The following is a 20431-nucleotide window of genomic DNA, read 5'->3' as shown; positions in this document are numbered from 1 at the left end:
TTTTTAACTAGAAAATTCAGAATTAAAGAACTAAAAAATGAAATATAAAATTGTTATTGTTGCGTTGATTGGAGCTCTCATGGTCTCCTGTAACCAAGCGAAACCTATAGAGGTTACCACTGATGAATATCATGCTTCCATTGAAAATGTGACTCAAATAATGATTCATGATATTTTTTCGCCTCCAGTGGCAAGTCGCATTTTTGTGTATCCTAATATTGCAGCTTATGAAATTATAGCACAAAATAGTAAAACATACTCTAGCTTACAAAATCAATTAAAAGGACTTGGAGCAATTCCAAAGTTAGATCCTAAAAGCGGAGTTAATACTAAAGTTGCAGCCCTAGTCGCACATATGGAGATTAGTAAACAACTGGTGTTCTCCGAAGATTTAGTGGAGAAATTTAGAGATAGCCTTTACGAAAAATGGAGTGCTACCAACAAAGAAGAGTTTGAAGTTTCAAAGGAATACGGTCTAAAAGTCGCAGGATTTATAAAGAAATGGATCGATACGGATAATTACAAGCAAACGCGTACCATGCCAAAATTCTCAGTTCTTCAAAATGATCCTGGACGTTGGCAACCTACGCCTCCAGCGTATATGGATGCAATTGAGCCGCACTGGAACGCGATTAGAACGCTTGTATTAGACTCTGCTTCTCAATTTAAACCTAAACCTGCACTTCCTTTTTCTGTAAATAGGAATTCGGCATTTTTTAAAGAAGTTCAAGAAGTGTACGATATAAGCCAAGAAATGAAGAAAAAAGGAGACGAATCTGAAGAAATTAAGATGGCTCAATTTTGGGATTGTAATCCGTATGTTTCGGTTAGTCAAGGTCATATGATGTTTGCGAAGAAAAAAATAACACCTGGCGCACACTGGATGGGTATCGCGAAAATTGCGTGTAAAAAATCAAAAGCTGATTTTGATAAAACGGTGTATGTGTACACCAAAACCTCGATTGGAATGTTTGAGGCGTTTATAAGTTGCTGGGATGAAAAATTCAGGAGTAATGTAATCCGTCCTGAAACAGTAATTAATCAAGAGATAGATGAGGATTGGAAACCGGCTTTACAAACACCTCCATTTCCAGAATATACTAGTGGACATTCAGTAGTTTCGACTGTTTCAGCTGCAGTGTTAACTTCTATTTTTGGGGATAATTTTGCATTCGTTGATGATTCTGAGTTGCCTTTTGGGTTGCCTAGTCGCTCGTTTACCTCCTTTAATGCAGCATCAAAAGAGGCAGCTATGAGTCGTTTTTATGGAGGAATTCATTACAGAGCGTCTATCGAAAACGGAATGACACAAGGTACGGACCTAGCCGGCTATCTGATTAAAAAATTAAAAATGACAAAATAATAATGAAAAATAAAAAAATACTATCAATTGCTTTCCTTGTTTTATTTTCAGTGGGTTTGATTTGGTACTTGTTCATAAAAAAATCAGATTACACTATAACCTTTACAGTTAATGCCGCGACAGGTACTGTTTCGCAAGGGATTGTTGAATGGTCAAAAACACAACTTAAGGATAAAAATGATTTGTACACGATAATTGAAAAGAGAAACTTTGATTTTATCAAACAAAATTTTAAAAATGATACCGAAGACATGGAATATGTTTGGGAATTAAATCCCGTCGATGATTCCATCACTAAGGTTACTGTTGGGATTAAAGATTTAAAACATTCGCTTTATAATAAGGTAACAGTTCCCTTTGCAGCGACCCAATTTAGAACACAACAAATCGAAAAAATTAAAAATTTTAAAGCAGGTCTTGAAGATCATGTCAAAAAATTTAAAATTAAAATTGATGGAGAAGGGGAATCTAAGGAAATGTTTGTTGCCTATATACCTCTAAAAAGTGTCTTACAAGAGAAAGCGCAAACCATGCTTTCAAATGACGTTGTTATTGTTGGCTATTTGACTAGAAATAAAATTCCCATTTTAGGCTATCGCCCTTACTTAGAGGTAACTGAATGGGATAAGGAAAATGAAACAGTAACGTTTAATTATTGCTTCCCTATACCCAAAGACACCAAGTATATTCAGGATAAGCGCATCAAGTTTAAAACAATCAAAGCGATGAAAGGGTTAAAAGCTACTTATTATGGTAATTATAGAACTTCTGATCGAGCTTGGTTTACGATGTTGGATTATGCTAAAAGGCACGATATACAATTACAAGATAAAGTTTTAGAACACTTTTTAAATAACCCTTTCAATGGAGGGAATGAATTAGAGTGGCAAACGACGGTTATTATTCCGTTTTTAGTGCAATAAGATTGTAGTATTTGCTAACGCTTTCGAAAACGTTTTCGGTCATTCCGAAAACGTTTTTTGTTTTAAAACGCAAAATATTGGCGTTTTTAAAATTAAATTTAGAAAATAATAACATTAATAAAAAGAATAACGTAACCAGCAAATGAATGTACCTAAAATAAAACTTAGCTTTTGGCAAATAATCAATATGAATGTTGGTTTTTTTGGTATTCAATACAGTTTTGGTTTACAGCAAAGTGCTGTGAATCCTATCTATGATTTTTTGCATGCAAGCCCAGATCAAATTCCACTTTTAAACCTAGCGGGACCTTTGACAGGGCTACTCATTCAACCCATAATTGGTGCAATGAGTGACAAGACATGGCATCCTAGATGGGGAAGGAGGAAACCTTATTTTTTTATTGGTGCAATCGTTTGTAGCATAGCGCTTTTTCTTTTTCCTTTTAGCAGCTCGCTTTGGATGGCAGCAGGGTTGTTGTGGATTTTAGATGTTGGTAACAACACAGCAATGGAACCGTACAGGGCCTTTATTGCTGATACACTTACCGAAGAACAACAGCCAATGGGTTTTCAAGCGCAAAGTTTTTTTACTGGTTTTGGACAATTTTTAGCGTACATCTCACTGTTTTTATTTCCAATTGTTTTCGTAGGTTACACGGGGTCGTTACCAACCTGGATTTATGCGTCCTTTTTTCTAGGTGCGGTATTATCTGTGACGTCCATTTTTTGGAGTATGAGTAAAACAAAAGAGATTCCCCCATCAGCAGAGGAACTCGCAGCTTTAAAAGCAGAGCCCTTAAAGTTGTTTTCACCTTTTATTGATATTTACAAAGCGGTTCTTGAAATGCCTTTAGTTATGTGGCAATTGTTTATTGTGTATTTGTTTCAATGGTATGCTATGATGTGTTATTGGCAAAACAACTCTAAAAGTATTGCCTTGTCAGTATGGAATGTTACACCTAAAGATGCAGTAGGCTATGAAAAAGCCGTAGAATGGAATGGTTTAATAGGTGCTTTTGGATTTATTGTAACTTTTTCGATTGCCTTCTATCTAGCAAAATTAGCTAAGAAGTATGGGGCAAAAATGATTCATTTTGTTTGTTTAGTTTTTGGAGCGGTATCCTTTTTATGTTTTCCAATGGTTCAAAATGAATATTTATTTTTTGCAGTCATCATAGGTTATGGGATAGCATGGGCTAGTATGATGGGAATACCCTATTTGATGGTAGTTGCGGTTATTCCAAAGGAAAGATATGGTGTTTATATGGGAATTATTAATATGATGATTGTTATACCAATGATTATTCAAAACGTGTCATTTGGTTATATCCTTAAGAATTTTTTAAATAATGATTCACGTTTAGCCATTACGTTTGCGGGGATATTATTAGCATTAGCAGCCGTATTTACATTATTTATCAAAACTAAAAAACAGAGAATAATTGAATAATTTTAAAGATAATAGAATGGAGGAAATAGATATTCTTTGTGTAGGTGAAGTTCTTATCGATTTTATTGGTCATCAAGAAGGTGTATTAATTAATCAAACTAGAGATTATCACAGGTATTTAGGAGGGTCACCTACTAATGTTGCCATGAATGCCACCCGATTAGGATTAAACACCCTGTTGGTAGCTACAGTTGGGAATGATGGTTTCGGAACCTATATTAATGAACGCTTGTCTACTAATGGCATAAATACAAGTTTTTTAAATGTAGTCGAGAATAAGGCAACCAGCGTTATTTTTGTTTCAAGGTCCGAAGGCACTCCTGATTTTATACCATATCGAGCTGCCGATTGTTGTATATATGAAGACCAAATTTCAAAAGAATTATTATCAAGAACTAAAATATTTCATACTACCTGTTTTGCCTTGAGCAAAAATCCTGCGCAAAAAACGATTTTAGCAAAAGCCAAAGAAGCGCATGCTTTAGGTTGTAAATTAAGTATTGATGTTAACTATGCATCCAAGCTTTGGAAAAGTCAAAAAAAAGCTTTTAAGGTCATCAAAAACTATTGTCAGTACAATCCTCTGATAAAAATTAGTGAAGATGATATGATTCGGCTTTTTGAAAAAGAACTCCCTCATGACGAAATATTTAAATTTTTTCATGATCAAGGAGTGGATGTTGTCTGTCTAACCTTGGGAGGTAAAGGGGTCAAATTAGCGCAAAGAGGCAAGGATGTAATTCAAATGCCTGCAATAAAAATAGATAAAATAATGGATTCGACAGGGGCTGGTGATGCTTTCTGGTCTGGGTTTTTATTTGCTTTTCTCAAGGAAAAGAACATCAATGAATGTTTAGATATTGCTTTGAAATTAGCGGCTTTAAAATTGCAAAATGTGGGTAGATTACCTGATAATATTAACATTCTATCTAAACTTTTATAAACTAGTATGGAGGAAAATGATAAAAACATCAATCATGGTGTGATGCTTAATGCGTATCCAGATAGTATTGGAGAAAAGCTTAGTGATACAGTGACTATGCTTCAAATGCCGGAGTTCAAGGATGTCTTCTCTTTGTTGTATGTGTTGCCAACCTTTTTTAATAGTGATTTAGATAGAGGATTTTCAATCATTGACTATGACCTAAACAACGATTTAGTAAGCACACAAGACTTGGTTGTATTAGAAAAGTTGAATATTAAACTAAAGTTTGATATTGTATTAAACCATCTTTCCGTTGCGTCACCGCAATTTAAAGACCTGATTCTAAATGGAAATCAATCTAAATACAAAGATTTTTTTATAAATTGGAATGAATTCTGGGAAGGAAATGGAGAAATAAATGAGGATGGAATTGTAATTCCTAAACCAGAATTTCTGAGCAAGTTATTCATGAGGAAATCAGGACTTCCAGTTTTAAAAGTTCGTTTTCCAGATGGTACTGAGCAGCCGTACTGGAACACCTTTTACCAACAAATCACATACAGTACGCTTACTTTAGATGATATACAAAGCATTGTGGGTTTGACTGATTTACAACGTAACGCTTTACTTGAAAAAGTGAATCGTGCCATAGTTGAACATCAAGATTTTCAAGCCATAGATTTTCAGGAATTGAATGCTTTTAAGTCAGTAATTTTGGAAATTGTAGAAGAAAAGCGATCCTATCTTGGTCAAATGGATGTGAATGCAGCCTCACCATTAGTTTGGGAATTCTACGAAGAAACACTCAAAAAGCTAAGTGCTTATGGGTGTAATATCCTTCGTTTAGATGCTTTTGCTTATTTGCATAAAATGGTTGGTGAAACTAATTTTTTCAATACACCAGGAACCTGGGACTATTTAGAGCGCATAAAAAAAATAGCGCAAGAAAACGACTTACTGCTGTTGCCTGAAATCCATGCTGAATATGGCTTGCATTTGCATGACGAAGTAGCAAATAAAGGGTACACTATTTATGATTTTTTCTTACCTGGTTTGATGATTCATACTATTGAAACTCGTTCAAGTAAAGCGTTATTACAGTGGGCTAAAGAAATAGTTTTGAAAGGCTACAAAACAGTTAACATGCTGGGTTGTCATGATGGAATACCAGTTTTAGACTTGAAAGGGAAGGAAAAAAATGGTGTTTATTATAACGGTTTGTTAGAAGATGATGAGATTGAATCGATCATGACCACCATTATGGAAAGAGGCGGGAGAGTTAAAAACCTGTATGATCCATCGGGTAAAAAGATCTCTTATTATCAAGTTAATGCCACCTTTTTTAGTGCTTTAGGTGAAGATGATCAAAAATTACTTTTGGCTCGTGCAGTTCAAATGTTTATGCCGGGAACACCTCAGGTTTGGTATTTGGATGTTTTTGCAGGTAAAAACAATTATGAAGCAGCTGATAATAGCGGAAGCGCAGGTCATAAAGAAATTAATCGGACCGCTTTAACAATGGGCGATGTTAATCAAGGATTACATAAAGCTATTGTCCAAAAACAACTGGAAATAATTCGATTGCGAAATACATGCGAAGCATTTTTAGGATCGGTTGCTATTGATGACTCACTAGCAGAAGGTATAGATATCAAATGGACTAATCATAGTACAGCAATTCATTTGAAGGCAAATCTAAAAAACTATAGTTTTGCCATTGAACAAATTGAAAATGGAACAGTAAAAATACTGCGCTTTTAATAGCCAAAAAAAATGTCTTACATTTAGAAATATTTTGAAAGCATATAAATCGTGTAACAAGCAGTAGTTAGAGAAATTATGAAAAAAAACACCGTTAAACTAGCCATGTATCTCAACTACTTTGTATTTGCGATTTTATTAAACAGCGTTGGGATTGTAATTTTTAAATCACAATTAAATTACGGGGTCGATGAACTACAAGCGAGTATATTAGAGGCTTACAAAGATTTACCAATTGCTATCGTCTCTTTTTTAATTGCTTCTTTTTTACCACGTATTGGTTATAAAAAAGCGATGTTGGCTGGTTTGGGTCTCGTAACTTTGGCTTGTTTAGGTATGTATTTTGGAAATTCGTTCGATATGGCTAAGGTTTTATTCGCTACCGTTGGCGTTTCATTTGCATTGATAAAAGTCTCTGTTTATTCTCTAATTGGCACGGTTACCAATAATCAAAAGGAGCATAATAGTTTAATGAGTAGTATCGAAGGGGTTTTTATGATTGGTATAGCCCTGGCCTATTTTTTATTCCCTGCTTTTAATTCTGTTCAAGATCCAGATGCCTGGTTGAACGTTTATTGGCTTTTGGCGGCAATTTCTTTTCTTTCATTTCTGTTTTTGTTTTTTACGAAATTCGAGAAAGAAGTAGCGATTCCGGGCGCGAATTTTATGGATGATTTTGCCCAGATGTTCCAACTTTTTGCAAAATTATTGACAATCGTTTTTGTGATTAGTGCCTTTTTATTTGTGATGATTGAACAGGGAATTATGTCATGGTTGCCAACATTTAACAGTAAAGTGCTACACCTTCCTGAAAACATTAGTATTATGATGGCTAGTATTCTCGCTATTTCTTTAGCAGCAGGTCGCTTATTAGCTGGAGTTTTAACTAGAAAAATAAATTGGATTTGGATTCTCAGCTTTTGTATAACTATGGCCATGCTTTTAGTAGTTTTTGTGTTGCCACAAACAGTAGGATTGGATGTGAAAGAAATTAACTCTTTGGGAGATATACCCTTAATTGGATTTGCTTTTCCAATTGTTGGATTATTCATTGCTCCCATTTATCCCTTGCTAAACTCGGTTGTGCTTAGTGCGTTACCAAAAAGTTTGCACAGCGCTATGACAGGACTTATTGTAGTTTTTTCAGCTTTAGGCGGTACAATGGGATCTCGAATAGTTGGCTATTTGTTTAAAAATGTAGGTCCAGAAAATGCTTTTTATTATACTTTGATTCCGATGTCGTTATTGCTTGTTTCTTTTTTTATCTTAAAAAAATTAACAGCGAACAATTTGGAGGTTATAGCTTTTAATAACAAAGGTCACTAGTAATAATTACAAGGATAACTAATATGAAAATTGTAGTCGACATAGCAACCGTTTTTCGCGATCTTTTACTTCAGGAAGATACAGATAACGATAAAAAAATCACCAAGGATGACGTGGGACCCAAGCGTTTTACTTTAGTAGATCAAAAAACTAAGGTCGAAACAGTTATTGAGGGTACCTACTTCCTTGCTAATTTGCTGCAAGAGCTCGCCGTTCATAAAGAAAATGGAATTGCAATTGCAACACTGGATTTGGCAAGAATACAAGAAAAACCAGTTGACCGAATTTCGAGAAAAATTAGAGATGATTATTGGAACGAACTTACCAGAACTATTGATAAAAAAGGCTTAGAGCAAATTCTAAAAGACGAAAAAACAACCAATGAAATCCCTACTTTGTACATCTCTGCCAAAGATGTTCAAGGGGTGAACTATTTTACAACTTTAGAAAAAGAGCTCAAAAATTTTAAAGTTGAGGTCTTACCGTTAGGATATACTGAGGAGTATGTGGCCACTTTAAATACAAAGCCTGGAATTCTCGCATTGGGTTTACGTCAGGAGTCGGGCAGTTTGCAGGGAATTCCGTTTGTAATTCCCGGAGGGCGATTTAATGAAATGTATGGTTGGGATAGTTATTTTATAGGTGCAGGATTGTTAATTGACAACCAACTTGAAAAAGCTATGGCAATTGCCGATAATTTTAAATATCAAATTCTTCATTACGGTAAAATTTTAAATGCAAATAGAAGTTATTATTTAACGAGAACGCAACCTCCTTTGTATTCCTCTTTATTAGTGGACATTGTGCAGACTAAAATTCCGGATCTTGATTGGCTGCGAGAACATGTACAAACAGTAATTTTAGAATACAACACTGTTTGGATGGTGCCTGGAGAACGATTGACCAATACAGGTTTAAATAGGTATAAGTCAGGTGGAGAGGGAATGCCTTTTGAGGTAGAACCGGGACATTTTGATGATATTTTAGCGCCCTTCGCTCTTAAATGCAATTTACCAATTAGGGAGTTCGAAAGACATTATTTGAATCGAACGATTATTGATACTGAACTAGACGACTATTTTGTTCATGATCGCAGCTTGAGAGAGAGCGGACACGATACCACAAATCGATTAATTGGCGTTTGCGCTAATTTAAATTCAGTTGATGTAAATAGTTTCTTGTATAAATATGAAAAAGACATATCGTATCTAATTGCAGCATTCTTTGGCGGATCACTACAATTGAATGATATAATCTATACTGCTGCTGAATGGGATGCTAAGGCTGAATTTAGAAAAAGCAAAATGGATGAATTATGTTGGAATGAAACCGCCAATATGTATTTGGATTATGATTTTATCAACAAAAAGCAAATGCCATTTGAAGCAGCTACTACTTTCTTTCCGCTTTGGGCTGGCTTGTGTAGTGAACAACAAGCTAAAAAATTAGTAGAAAATGCATTGCCTCAATTTACAATGGCTGGTGGTATTACAGGTAGTACGATTGGTAGTAGTGCTCTTTTCCCTCCTGATGCACCTCAAAGACAGTGGGACTATCCTTTTGGTTGGGCACCGCATCAAGTACTGTTATGGCAAGGGCTGTTACAGTATGGTTTTAAGGAGAAAGCGCAAGAAATGGCCTACCGCTGGCTGTGGTTGATTACTACTAATGCAGTGGAATATAACGGTACCATACCAGAAAAATTTGATTTAGAAATTAGCTCGCACAAAGTTTTCGCTGAATACGGAAATGTGGGGACAGAATTTGATTATATAGCCAAGGAAGGTTTTGGATGGGTAAATGCATCCTATCAAATGGGTTTGCAAATAATTAATGAATCATTGAAAGCTAAACTAAATCAACTAGTGCCGCCTGAAGAAATATTTTAGCATTTTTACCGATTGCTTGTTTTTTATAGACAATTTTATTTAACTTTAGAGTCCACTAAAATCCATCAATATGACTGTAAATCAAATATTAAGCAAGAAAGGGAATGCGGTTTTTTCAGTAACTTCAACAATCACGGTATACGAAGCCATAAAAGTGATGGGAGAAAAAAACATCGGTGTCGTTTTAATTATTGAAGATGCTATTTTAAAAGGAATTTTATCCGAAAGAGATTATGCTAGAAAAGTAGTTTTAAAAGACAAAGCTTCAAAAGACACCTTTGTTCATGAAATTATGGATACCGACTTAGTTACGATTTCTCCATCTGATAAAATAGATGATTGTATGGCTTTGATGAGCACCAAAAAAATCAGGCATTTGCCAGTTGTTGACAATCAAAAGGTCGTTGGTATAATTTCAATGGGTGATGTCGTAAATGCAATTATTGAAATTCAAAAAACAACCATTGAACATCTTGATTCCTATATTTCACAGTAAATAAGTAGTTCATAATCAAACTTATAAATAGCTGCGAATTCTTGTGGCTTTTTTTATGTAACAAAAGAAAAAGGCTTTTTTTACAAAAGACCATTTTAAAAGACTGTTTTTACGTCTAGACTTATATCTTTGTGAGCTAGAATAAAATCATGCAAAATGAATAAAGATAGCAAAAGAAGAGAAGCATTATTATATCATGCTAAACCTACACCAGGAAAGATTCAAGTAGTGCCTACTAAGAAATATGCAACTCAAAGAGATTTATCCTTGGCTTATTCTCCCGGAGTTGCTGAGCCTTGCTTAGAAATCGCTAAAGATGTAAATAATGTATACAAATATACCGCCAAGGGAAATCTTGTAGCGGTAATAACAAATGGTACTGCCGTTTTAGGATTGGGTGATATAGGACCTGAGGCTTCAAAACCAGTAATGGAAGGAAAAGGTTTATTGTTCAAAATATTTGCAGATATTGATGTTTTTGATATCGAAATAGGAACAAAAGACATCGAAGAATTTATACAAACAGTAAAAAATATTGCACCAACGTTTGGTGGAATAAATTTAGAAGATATCAAAGCGCCTGAGTCATTTGAAATTGAGCGTAGGTTAGTCGAGGAATTGAATATTCCAGTCATGCATGACGATCAGCATGGTACGGCAATTATCTCCTCAGCAGCACTTTTAAATGCGCTTGAATTGGCAGGGAAAGAAGTGGCTGATACAAAGCTAGTAGTGTCCGGAGCGGGATCTGCTGCCTTGGCGTGTGCTAACTTGTACGTGCTTTTAGGAATCAATCCTGACAATATTATCATGTTTGATAAAGATGGCGTTCTATCTTCTGAAAGAACTGATTTATCACCTTTGCAACTAAGATATTCTAAAGGAATCGCAGGAATTACTCTAAAAGAGGCTTTAAAAGGAGCGGATGTTTTCCTAGGATTATCTGCTGGGAATATTTTAACCCCTGATATGTTATTGGGAATGGCTAACGATCCTATCGTTTTCGCTATGGCCAATCCTGATCCGGAAATCGAGTACAATCTTGCTATCGCCACAAGAAGTGATCTTATAATGGCAACGGGAAGATCTGATTATCCAAATCAAGTAAACAATGTTTTAGGTTTTCCTTACATATTTAGAGGTGCGTTGGATGTTCGAGCTACTAAGATTAATGAGGCAATGAAGATGGCTGCTGTCAAAGCATTGGCTTTATTGGCAAAAGAGTCGGTTCCTGAGCAGGTTAATATCGCTTACGGAGAAACTAAACTGAATTTTGGTAGAGATTATATTATTCCAAAACCATTTGACCCAAGATTAATTAGTATCGTTGCTCCTGCTGTGGCAAAAGCAGCTATGGAATCCGGAGTTGCTTTAAATCCTATCACTGATTGGGATAAGTACGAAGAAGAACTTTTGGGGCGCCTAGGGAATGACAATAAAATGGTTCGCTTGATTACCAATAGAGCTAAAATCGAACCTAAAAGAATAGTTTTTGCAGAAGCAGATCACTTAGATGTGTTGAAAGCAGCACAAATTGCATTTGAAGATGGAATTTGTCACCCTATTTTATTAGGAAATAAAGAAATCATCTTAGAACTAAAAGAAGAACTTGGTTTTTATGCCGATCTTGAAATTATAGATCCTAAGATAAAAGAAGAAGATGTAAGACGAAATAAGTTTGCCACGATTTACTGGGAATCTAGAAAGCGAAAAGGAATTTCGTTATATGATGCCCAAAAATTAATGCGGGAACGTAACTATTTTGCTGCGATGATGGTAAACGAGGGTGATGCTGATGGACTGGTTACAGGGCATTCTAGAAGTTACTCCTCTGTAGTAAAACCAATGTTGCAACTTATCGATAAAGCCAGTGGAGCATCGATTATCGCAACCACTAACATGATGATGACTTCTCGTGGTCCAATGTTTTTATCTGATACAGCAATTAATATCGACCCATCAGCTGATGATTTGGCGAAAATTGCAATTATGACGGCAAAAACAGCAAGAATGTTTGGTGTTGAGCCAGTTATAGCAATGGTTTCATTTTCTAATTTTGGTTCATCGACAAATTTAAAGGCATCGAAAGTTAGAGAAGCAGTTGCCTATTTGCATGAGCACCATCCTGATTTAATTATCGACGGAGAAGTGCAGGCTGATTTTGCTTTAAATCCTGAAATGTTAAAAGAGAAGTTTCCTTTTTCTAAATTAGCAGGGAAAAAAGTAAATACCTTAATCTTTCCTAATTTAGATTCGGCGAACATAACCTATAAACTACTAAAGGAATTGAATAAGATAGATTCAATAGGACCTATTATGTTGGGGCTTAGCAAGCCAGTTCATATTTTTCAACTAGGAGCCAGTGTTGAAGAAATGGTTAATATGACAGCAATAGCTGTTATTGATGCGCAAGAAAAGCAAAAAAAGAAAGTAGTTAAAGTTTAATTTCATTTAGCTTGCAGATATATTTTAAAGTACTTTAATACAGTAAACATGATTGCACACTTACAAGGTAAATTAGTAGAAAAAACTCCAACGGAAGTTGTAATAGACTGCGGCGGCGTTGGATATCAAGTTAATATTTCATTGCATACCTATTCGTTATTGCCAAATGCTGATTTTATTAAATTATTTACCCATCTGCAAGTAAAAGAAGATTCGCATACTTTATTTGGTTTTTTTGAGAAGTCGGAAAGAGAAATATTTAAGCTGCTAATTTCTGTTTCAGGAATTGGTGCTAGTATTGCTAGAACGATGTTATCCTCTTTAGAGCCAAGGCAAATTATAGAGGCAATTGGCTCAGGAGATGTCTCAACGGTACAGTCCATAAAAGGTATTGGAGTTAAGACGGCGCAAAGAGTAATTCTCGATTTAAAAGAAAAAGTACTTAAGTTGTACGATTTAGACGAAGTTTCGATGGTACAAAGCAATACAAACAGAGATGAGGCGTTATCTGCTTTAGAAGTCTTAGGTTTTGTTCGTAAAACTTCGGAGAAAATTATTGAAAAGATTGTAAAAGAGGACCCAGAAGCTTCTGTGGAATCAATTATTAAAAAAGCATTAAAAAATCTATAAAAGGAATTGAGAAACTCGAATTGTATGCATAAAATTACTGTTTTTTTTCTTGTTTTATTTTGTGGTTTTGTATCACTAGCTCAAGTTAAAAAAGAGCCGCAGGATACAATTAAAAATGGATTTTCGGTTGGAAAAGTTCAATTGAAAGACCCACAAAGTGTATTATCAGCGTACAAATATGATCCCGTTACGGATAGGTATATCTATACCAATTCAGTAGACGGGTTTTCTATTAATTATCCTATAATATTAACTCCAAAAGAATACGAAAGATTAGTCTTGAAAGAATCCATGCGGAATTATTTCAAGAAAAAGAGTGATGCTATCGATGGAAAAAAAGAAGGTAGTGAGGAAGCTAAAAAAGATTTATTACCTAAATATTACGTCAATTCAGGTCTTTTTGAATCTATTTTTGGTAGTAATACCATCGATGTAAAGCCTACAGGATCTGTAGAAATGGATTTGGGAGCCCGATACACAAAACAAGATAACCCCTCTTTTTCACCAAGAAATCGCTCGAATCTATCTTTTGATTTTGATCAAAGGATCAGCATGAGTCTAGTAGGGAAGGTAGGAACGAGATTAAATGTAAATGCTAATTACGATACGCAATCTACCTTTGCATTTCAAAATTTATTTAAGTTAGAATACGCACCTTCAGAGGATGATATCATTCAAAAAATTGAAGTTGGTAACGTAAGTATGCCTTTAAACAGTTCTTTAATTAGAGGGGCGCAAAGTTTATTTGGAGTTAAAACACAGTTGCAATTTGGTAAAACTACAGTAACAGGTGTGTTCTCAGAGCAAAAATCGCAAACCAAAAGTGTAGTTTCACAAGGTGGAGGTACGCTTCAGGATTTTGAAATGTTTGCTTTAGATTACGACAACGACAGGCACTTTTTTCTTTCGCAGTATTTTAGAAATAAATACGATGCCGCTCTTAAAAATTACCCTTTTGTAGATAGTAGAGCTCAAATTACCAGAATTGAGGTTTGGGTTACCAATAAACAAACACGATTAAACACTACTTCTAATAACCTTAGAAATGTTATTGCACTTCAGGATTTGGGTGAAGCCCGATTAACGGGACTTGCTGATAACGAAGTCGTAGTTTTAGACCCATCTACAGGAATTTTCAACAACCCTACTGATTCTCCTGCGGATAACTCTAATAACGATTATGATCCGGCACAAATTAAACTCGGAACGGGGCTTTTAAACAACAATATTAGAGAAATTGCTACGGCGAGTTCTGGTTTCAATGCAACAGTTAGTGAAGGTCAAGACTATTCAAAACTTGAAAACGCACGTAAATTAACGTCAAACGAATATACCTATAATGCGCAACTTGGATACATCTCCTTGCAACAGCGTTTAACTAATGATGAGATATTAGCTGTTGCGTACGAGTACACTATAGGCGATAAGGTGTACCGTGTAGGAGAGTTTGGTAATGATGGTGTAGATGCGACTCTGGTTACAGGAACACCACAATCATCCCAAGCGGTTATTACGCAAAGTTTGATTTTGAAAATGCTGAAAAGTAATTTAACTAATGTAAAGAACCCAGTTTGGAATTTGATGATGAAAAATATTTATCAAATTCAAGGAGCATATCAAATCAAGCAAGAGGATTTAAGATTTAATATTCTTTATACTGATCCGTCGCCTTTAAATTATATATCGGCAGTCGACGGTAGTCCTTTTCCAGCAAATCCAACAGCTGATAACAAAGTAGAACAAACTCCTTTATTACAAGTTTTTAACTTAGATAAACTCAATTATAATAATGACCGTCAAACCGGTGGAGATGGTTTTTATGACTTTATCCCGGGTATTACAATAGACGCACAAAACGGTCGTATAATTTTTACCACAAAGGAACCTTTTGGAGAATTACTGTTTTCTAAATTATCTAATGCAGGTTCGGCTGAAAATTACAATGATGCAGCGACTTATAATGCAAACCAAAGTAAATATGTTTTTAGAAACATGTATCGCAATACCCAATCAGGTGCGTTGCAGGATAGTGAAAAAAACAAATTCCTTTTGAGAGGAAAGTATAAATCTTCTGCCACAGACGGAATACCAATTGGAGCCTACAATGTGCCGCAAGGTTCAGTAGTGGTAACTGCCGGTGGTCGCGTTTTAATTGAAGGAATTGATTACAGCGTAAATTATCAATTGGGGACGGTTCAAATTTTAGATCCTTCACTCCAAGCCTCGAATACACCTATCAACGTTTCTGTTGAGAATAACTCTATTTTTGGACAACAAACACGCCGTTTTATAGGAGTAAATGTCGAACATAAAATTTCAGATAACTTCTTGATTGGGGCTACCTACATTAAAATGTCTGAACGCCCTTATACCCAAAAATCTAGTTTTGGACAAGAATCAGTGAATAATACTATTTTTGGACTTAACACTAACTTTTCTACTGAGGTCCCTTTTTTAACACGACTAGTTAATAAATTACCTAACATTGACACTGATGTTCCGTCTAATTTATCAGTAAGGGGAGAAATTGCATTTTTGCAACCGGATACACCCAAGGCAGACCGTTTTGAGGGAGAATCTACTATTTATGTAGATGATTTCGAAGGTTCGCAATCAACAATAGATATGCGTTCAGCTTTTGCGTGGAGCTTAGCTTCTACACCGGATAGGAATGCACGTAGTACGTATGATTTTAATGCTTCGGCAAATGATTTAAGCTACGGTTTCAAGAGAGCAAAAATGGCGTGGTACACTATTGACCCAATATTTTATGCACAAAAACCAGCTGGTATTACTAATGATGACCTTTCATTTAATTCCACCAGACGAATTTTTAGTGAGGAACTCTACCCATTAACTGATATCGCGCAAGGGCAGTCACAAGTCATCAATACGTTAGACCTTACCTATTATCCATCAGAAAGAGGTCCTTATAATAACAGCACTAATTTTGCTTTAAGCCCAAGAGATAATTTTGGAGGTATTATGAGGTCAATCAACTCTACTAATTTCGAGCAAGGAAATGTAGAATATATTCAACTTTGGATTTTAGATCCTTATGTGGGTAATGGTAAAACTACACCTAGTAATGTGGGTAAAATTTACTTTAATTTAGGTGAAATAGCAGAGGATGTACTTAAGGATGGAAGAAAACAATATGAAAATGGTTTAGGGCCTGATCAAATTTTGGTTAATCCAAGACCTATATGGGGAGATGTTCCTGCCTCGCAGTCTTTAATCTATGCCTTTGATACTAATGCTGATACTAGAGCCAATCAAGACGTAGGTTTAGACGGTTTGCCAAATTCAAAAGAAGGTGCAGTTTACACTAATTACGCATCGGATCCGGATCCTGCTGGGGATGATTACACGTATTATCTAAATACTTCGGGAGGAATCGTAGACCGTTACAAAAACTATAATGGAGTTGATGGAAATTCAAATGTGGACATTAATAATCCAAATAGAGCATCCAGTACAGTTCCTGATGTTGAAGATGTGAATAAGGATAATACCATGAATACAATCAATGCTTATTATGAATATAGCATTGAAATGGCGCCTAATATGGCAGTGGGACAAAATTACATTACTGATATTCGAAATACACAGGTAACACTCGCTAACGGCGAAGTAACTGATGCACGATGGATACAATTTAAAATACCGGTTTCACAGCCAGAAAATACAATCGGAAATATTTCTGATTTTAGATCTATCCGTTTTATGAGAATGTTCATGACGGGATTTACTAATAATGTAACCATGCGTTTTGGAGCTTTGGACCTTATTCGTGGTGATTGGAGAAGGTATACCAATACCTTAGATTTTAATGACACTAATGTGTCGGATGACAATACAACACTAGATGTATTAGCAGTAAATATTCAAGAAAACAACGAAAGATGTCCAGTGAATTACATTGTTCCTCCTGATGTGAGAAGAGAGCAATTGTACAATAATAATACACTTATCAATCAAAATGAGCAGTCGTTGTCATTGCGTGTTTCCGGTGACGGATTAGAGCCTGGAGATTCTAGAGCGGTATTTAAAAATGTGAGTATCGACATGCGTCAATTTAAAAAACTTAAAATGTTTTTACATGCTGAATCTTTACCTAACCAACCTGTATTAAGAGATGATCAAATGGTTGGATTCATAAGATTTGGTAATGACTTTACGCAGAATTTTTATCAAATTGAAATACCGTTAAAAGTAACAACGCCATCGTCAAATTCGCAAACTAATTGTTCGCCTTTGAGCGCTGAGGCTGTTTGGCCAGCTGATAATAATATTGATCTTTCATTAGCCTTATTAACCCAGTTGAAAATTATGGCAATGGGAATTGATTTGAGCACCTTACCTGCTGACGGAATTTACTACCAAGAGGAAGACCAGCTTGATCCTGCCTTGTCAAATAAAATCAATAAATTAAGGTTGGGAATTAAAGGGAATCCTAATTTTGGATTTGTTCGTACCTTAATGGTTGGTGTTAAAAGTAAAGAGACCATCCAAGATATTAAAGGAGAGGTGTGGTTTAATGAGCTTCGTTTGGCTGATATGGACAACCAAGGAGGTATGGCGGCGGTATTGAATGTTGATACTAATTTAGCTGATTTTGCAACTGTTTCTGCCACCGGTAAGAAAAGCACCATTGGTTTTGGAACGGTAGAGCAAGGTCCTAATGAACGACGTCGCGAAGACATCCAGCAATATAATGTCGTTACCAATATAAACTTAGGTAAGTTGCTTCCGCAAAAGTGGGGAATCAATTTGCCATTCAATTATGGAATAGGCGAAGAGATTATAACGCCACAATACGACCCATTTAACCAAGATATTAAACTGAAGCAACTGTTAGAAAACACAACTAACGAAGCGGACAGAAGTAATATTACTAATAGAGCAATTGATTATACTAAGCGTACTAGTATTAATCTTATTGGTGTAAGGAAACAACGTAGTCCTGAGCAAAAGCAACATGTTTACGATCCTGAGAATTTTACATTTTCACAATCATTTAACCAAGTTGAACGCCATGATTACGAAATAGAACAGTATGTTGATCAGCAAGCAAGCACCTCAGTGGATTACGCTTTTACCTTTCAACCAAAACCGGTAGAACCTTTTAAAAAGTCGGGCTTCTTCAAGAAAAGCAGTTATTGGAAACTGTTGAGTGATTTTAATTTCAATTATTTGCCTTCAAATATTTCGTTTAATACCAATATAAACAGGCAATACAACCGTCAGCAATTCCGACAAGTAGAAGTGGAAGGTTTAGGATTAGAGCCTTTGTATAGAAGGAATTTCATGTTCAATTATCAGTATGGTTTCAACTATAATTTGACTAAATCATTAAAATTAGGTTATACGGCATCGTCAAATAATATTGTTCGAAATTATTTAGATCAAAACAACCAATCAATCGATAGCTTTACAATCTGGGATAGTTATTGGGATATTGGTACTCCAAATCAACACATGCAACAACTGGTTGTGAATTACGAGATTCCAATCAATAAAATTCCGGTATTTAGTTTTATAAAAGCTAACTATTCGTACACGAGTGATTACAGCTGGCAAAGAGCTTCAACAGCCTTGTCTCAAATCGAAATTGATAACACTAGTTATAATTTAGGAAACACGATTCAAAATGCACGTTCCAATAATTTGAATGCCAATTTAAATATGGAAATGCTGTACAAGTATTTAGGGTTGTCCCAAAAAGGAACAAGTACGGTATCAAAACCAAAACCAACTATTCCTAAACCAGGGGAGAAGATTGTCAATAATAACCAAGCGCCAGCTCAAAGCAATGAGTTTATGAAAGGGTTATTGGGCGTGTTGACCAGTGTTAAAAACATACAATTAAATTACACTGAAAATAGTGGTACCGTTTTACCAGGTTATACTCCGAGTATAGGATTCCTAGGTTCGTCTCGACCTTCATTAGGGTTCGTTTTTGGTAGTCAGGACGATGTTCGTTATGAAGCGGCTAAAAATGGTTGGTTGACAGATTATCAAGATTTCAATCAAAACTTTACTCAGGTTACCAACAAGGTTTTCAAATCGACCGCTAATGTTGATTTGTTTCCAGACCTTAAAATTGATTTAACTGCGGATCGATCCCTGTCTGAAAACTATTCAGAGCAATATGATGTGTCTGCAGGAGGTATATATAATTCACGATCTCCTTATACCTACGGATTGTTTTCAGTCTCAACCGTATTGATTAAAACATCATTTTCTAGGAGTGATGAGGTCGCATCAGCTGCATTTGATGCGTTCAGAGCAAATAGGTTTGTAGTGGCCAATAGGCTTGCAACTGCACGCGGTATCGATGTCAATAATCCAGCTAATTTCGATGCAGATGGTTATCCAATAGGATACGGTAAAAACAATCAAGCAGTATTGTTGCCGGCGTTTTTAGCAGCTTATTCAGGAGCAAATGCTGATAATGTCTCTCTAGGAATTTTTAGAAATGTTCCTATTCCTAACTGGAATATCAAATACAATGGATTAATGCGTTTTGATGTGTTTAAGCGTAATTTCAAACGTTTTTCACTTCAACATAATTACAGAGCTTCCTATACTGTAAATCAATATCGATCTAATTTTGAGTTTGATAAGACGCCAAATGGAGTAGATGGTAGTGGTAATTTTTTCAACAAAATTATCATGTCTAACATTAACTTAGTGGAGCAATTTAGTCCATTAGTTCGTATGGATTTTGAATTAAAAAGTTCTTTGAAGGTCCTAACAGAAATAAAGAAAGACCGTGCGCTGTCAATGAGTTTTGATAATAATTTGCTAACGGAAGTTAAAGGTATCGAATATGTAGTTGGGCTAGGATATCGTTTTAAAGATGTAATCTTTAATTCAAGACTAGCGGATAATCCATCAGGAATAATAAAAGGAGATATCAACCTTAAAGGTGATTTGTCTTATCGCAATAATCAAACTTTAGTTAGGTATTTGGATTATAACAACAATCAGTTGGCTGGAGGGCAAAACATATGGTCTATGAAAATCACTGCTGATTATTCGTTTAGCAGAAACCTTACGGCAATTTTCTATTACGATCATTCCTTTTCGAAAGCAGTAATTTCAACTTCATTTCCGCTAACTAACATTCGTTCTGGATTTACGCTTCGTTACAATTTCGGGAATTAATTTTAGTTTCTTCTCTAGAATTGAATAGAAGATTATTACATTTGTGAAGT

The 20431-nt window shown here is 35.4% G+C and carries 11 protein-coding genes; all 11 read left to right on the top strand.

Annotated elements, in window-relative coordinates; all coding sequences use genetic code 11:
• Window positions 1-37: 37 nt before the first annotated feature.
• The 11 genes from ACZ2G0_RS01490 to sov all read left to right on the top strand — a co-directional run bounded on the left by ACZ2G0_RS01490 (window position 38) and on the right by sov (window position 20381).
• Window positions 38-1363 carry a vanadium-dependent haloperoxidase gene (locus tag ACZ2G0_RS01490; protein ID WP_470308693.1) on the top strand — a complete coding sequence of 442 codons (1326 nt, stop codon included), beginning with the start codon at window positions 38-40 and terminating at the stop codon, window positions 1361-1363.
• 2 nt (window positions 1364-1365) lie between these two features.
• Entirely contained in the window at window positions 1366-2286 is a 921-nt protein-coding gene (locus ACZ2G0_RS01485; protein ID WP_470308692.1) for a GyrI-like domain-containing protein, read from the top strand.
• A 142-nt stretch (window positions 2287-2428) separates the two neighbouring features.
• Entirely contained in the window at window positions 2429-3736 is a 1308-nt protein-coding gene (locus ACZ2G0_RS01480; protein WP_470308691.1) for an MFS transporter, read from the top strand.
• 16 nt (window positions 3737-3752) lie between these two features.
• Window positions 3753-4679 (top strand): carbohydrate kinase family protein, encoded by a 927-nt coding sequence (locus ACZ2G0_RS01475; RefSeq protein ID WP_470309803.1) that lies wholly within the window; start codon window positions 3753-3755, stop codon window positions 4677-4679.
• 6 nt (window positions 4680-4685) lie between these two features.
• Window positions 4686-6422, top strand: coding sequence for an alpha-amylase family protein (locus ACZ2G0_RS01470; protein ID WP_470308690.1), 1737 nt, complete (start codon window positions 4686-4688; stop codon window positions 6420-6422).
• Between the two features lie 78 nt (window positions 6423-6500).
• Entirely contained in the window at window positions 6501-7748 is a 1248-nt protein-coding gene (locus ACZ2G0_RS01465; RefSeq protein ID WP_470308689.1) for an MFS transporter, read from the top strand.
• 23 nt (window positions 7749-7771) lie between these two features.
• Entirely contained in the window at window positions 7772-9637 is a 1866-nt protein-coding gene (locus tag ACZ2G0_RS01460) for a trehalase family glycosidase (protein WP_470308688.1), read from the top strand.
• A 70-nt stretch (window positions 9638-9707) separates the two neighbouring features.
• A complete protein-coding gene (locus ACZ2G0_RS01455) occupies window positions 9708-10133 on the top strand; it encodes a CBS domain-containing protein (protein ID WP_470308687.1) in 426 nt (141 codons plus the stop codon).
• Between the two features lie 156 nt (window positions 10134-10289).
• The gene (locus ACZ2G0_RS01450; protein WP_470308686.1) at window positions 10290-12578 is read left to right on the top strand and encodes an NADP-dependent malic enzyme; all 2289 of its coding nucleotides are present in this window, start codon (window positions 10290-10292) and stop codon (window positions 12576-12578) included.
• Window positions 12579-12626: 48 nt separating this feature from the next.
• Window positions 12627-13208 carry a Holliday junction branch migration protein RuvA gene (gene ruvA / locus ACZ2G0_RS01445; RefSeq protein ID WP_470308685.1) on the top strand — a complete coding sequence of 194 codons (582 nt, stop codon included), beginning with the start codon at window positions 12627-12629 and terminating at the stop codon, window positions 13206-13208.
• 24 nt (window positions 13209-13232) lie between these two features.
• Entirely contained in the window at window positions 13233-20381 is a 7149-nt protein-coding gene (sov, locus tag ACZ2G0_RS01440) for a T9SS outer membrane translocon Sov/SprA (RefSeq protein ID WP_470308684.1), read from the top strand.
• Window positions 20382-20431 lie beyond the last annotated feature (50 nt).

This window comes from Flavobacterium sp. KKT103 (genome assembly GCF_055640565.1).
The sequence above is the reverse complement of the archived record's forward strand: the minus strand, read 5'-3'. Positions and strand labels throughout refer to the sequence as shown.

Bases quoted from the DNA above. Each gene is read 5' to 3' on its own strand.
- ACZ2G0_RS01475 (WP_470309803.1), top strand. From the start codon at position 3,753: ATGGAGGAAATAGATATTCTTTGTGTAGGTGAAGTTCTTATCGATTTT.
- ACZ2G0_RS01450 (WP_470308686.1), top strand. From the start codon at position 10,290: ATGAATAAAGATAGCAAAAGAAGAGAAGCATTATTATATCATGCTAAA.
- ACZ2G0_RS01460 (WP_470308688.1), top strand. From the start codon at position 7,772: ATGAAAATTGTAGTCGACATAGCAACCGTTTTTCGCGATCTTTTACTT.
- ACZ2G0_RS01480 (WP_470308691.1), top strand. From the start codon at position 2,429: ATGAATGTACCTAAAATAAAACTTAGCTTTTGGCAAATAATCAATATG.
- sov (WP_470308684.1), top strand. From the start codon at position 13,233: ATGCATAAAATTACTGTTTTTTTTCTTGTTTTATTTTGTGGTTTTGTA.
- ACZ2G0_RS01470 (WP_470308690.1), top strand. From the start codon at position 4,686: ATGGAGGAAAATGATAAAAACATCAATCATGGTGTGATGCTTAATGCG.
- ACZ2G0_RS01485 (WP_470308692.1), top strand. From the start codon at position 1,366: ATGAAAAATAAAAAAATACTATCAATTGCTTTCCTTGTTTTATTTTCA.
- ACZ2G0_RS01490 (WP_470308693.1), top strand. From the start codon at position 38: ATGAAATATAAAATTGTTATTGTTGCGTTGATTGGAGCTCTCATGGTC.
- ruvA (WP_470308685.1), top strand. From the start codon at position 12,627: ATGATTGCACACTTACAAGGTAAATTAGTAGAAAAAACTCCAACGGAA.
- ACZ2G0_RS01455 (WP_470308687.1), top strand. From the start codon at position 9,708: ATGACTGTAAATCAAATATTAAGCAAGAAAGGGAATGCGGTTTTTTCA.
- ACZ2G0_RS01465 (WP_470308689.1), top strand. From the start codon at position 6,501: ATGAAAAAAAACACCGTTAAACTAGCCATGTATCTCAACTACTTTGTA.